This is a genomic window from Herpetosiphonaceae bacterium (assembly GCA_036374795.1).
Classification (GTDB): domain Bacteria; phylum Chloroflexota; class Chloroflexia; order Chloroflexales; family Kallotenuaceae; genus LB3-1.
Genome location: DASUTC010000030.1, coordinates 1 through 1,201, shown reverse-complemented (window position 1 = coordinate 1,201; position 1,201 = coordinate 1). Strand labels below are relative to the sequence as shown.

2 protein-coding genes are annotated in these 1,201 nt (G+C 63.9%); both read right to left on the bottom strand.

Translation table 11 applies throughout. From position 1 onward, the window contains the following. Positions 1 to 488, bottom strand: a 488-nt coding sequence (locus VFZ66_01705) for a hypothetical protein (protein HEX6287870.1), incomplete at its 3' end; no start/stop codon positions are given. A 6-nt stretch (positions 489 to 494) separates the two neighbouring features. Continuing rightward, on the bottom strand, positions 495 to 1,201 hold a 707-nt coding region (locus tag VFZ66_01700; GenBank protein HEX6287869.1), incomplete at its 5' end, for an ABC transporter permease.

Here is a 1,201-nt window from a genome sequence, read left to right as displayed (position 1 = left end):
AGGGTCGCCGTCACGGTGATGACGACGTACGGCGTCGCCAGCGCGGTGTGGGCGAGGATGATGCCCCAATAGGTGTTGGTGAGCCCGATCTCGGCATAGAAGAAATACATGCCGACGGCGGTGATCACGATCGGGACGATCATGGGCGAGATGATCAGCCCCATGATAACCGGCCGGAACGGGAACTCCGGACGCGACAGCCCGAGCGCGGCGAGAGTGCCGAGGATGGTCGACAGAGCCGTCGCTGCGAGCGCGATGAAGACGCTGTTGTACAGCGCTGACTGCCAGCGCTGGGAAGAAAAGAAATCGTCGTACCAGCGCGTGGAAAGTCCCGGCAGCGGATAGGTGAACCACGGCTCGCTGCTGAAGGAGAGCGGCATGATCACCAGGATCGGCGCGATCAGGAACAGGAAGATCATCGCGCACAGCGCCAGGAAGATCCAATGCCAGGCCCGCTGAAGCGGGGTCGCATAGCTCGGGACGGCCATGGTCGCTCAGCCCAGCTTCATCCGGTCGATGCCGATCAGGCGGTTGTAGACGAAGAACAGCACCAGGGTGATGGCCAGCAGCACCGTGCCGAGCGCCGAAGCCATGCCCCAGTTCAGTTCTCGGTTCGTGTAATGCGCGACGAAGTAGCTGACCATCTGGTCGTTCGGCCCGCCGACCAGCGCGGGCGTGATGTAGTAGCCCAGCGCGAGGATGAAGGTGAGCAGGCACCCGGCCGCGACGCCCGGCACCGTCTGCGGGAAATAGACCCGCCAGAAGGCGTAGAACGGCCCCGCTCCCAAGGACCGCGCGGCGCGGACATGGGTGGGCGAGATCGTCTTCATGACGCTGTAGATCGGCAGGATGGTGAAGGGGAGCTGGATGTGCGTCATGGCCACTACGGTGCCGCCCCGATTGAAGATGAGCTGCACCCGCTCGTCGATGATGCCGAGCCACAGCGCAAAATCGTTGAGCAGGCCGTTGGTCTGCAAGAGCACGACCCAGGCGGTGGTCCGCACCAGCAGCGACGTCCAGAAGGGCAGCAGCACCAGGATCAGCAGCAGATTGCTGGTCCGTGGCGGCAGGCTCGCCAGCAAGTAGGCGATGGGGTAGCCCAGGAGCAGCGTCAGCGCCGTGACCAGCGAACTGATCCAGAGCGTGCGCACGAACACGTTGCGGAAGATCGATTGGTCGGGCGGCGCCGAGACGATCTCAT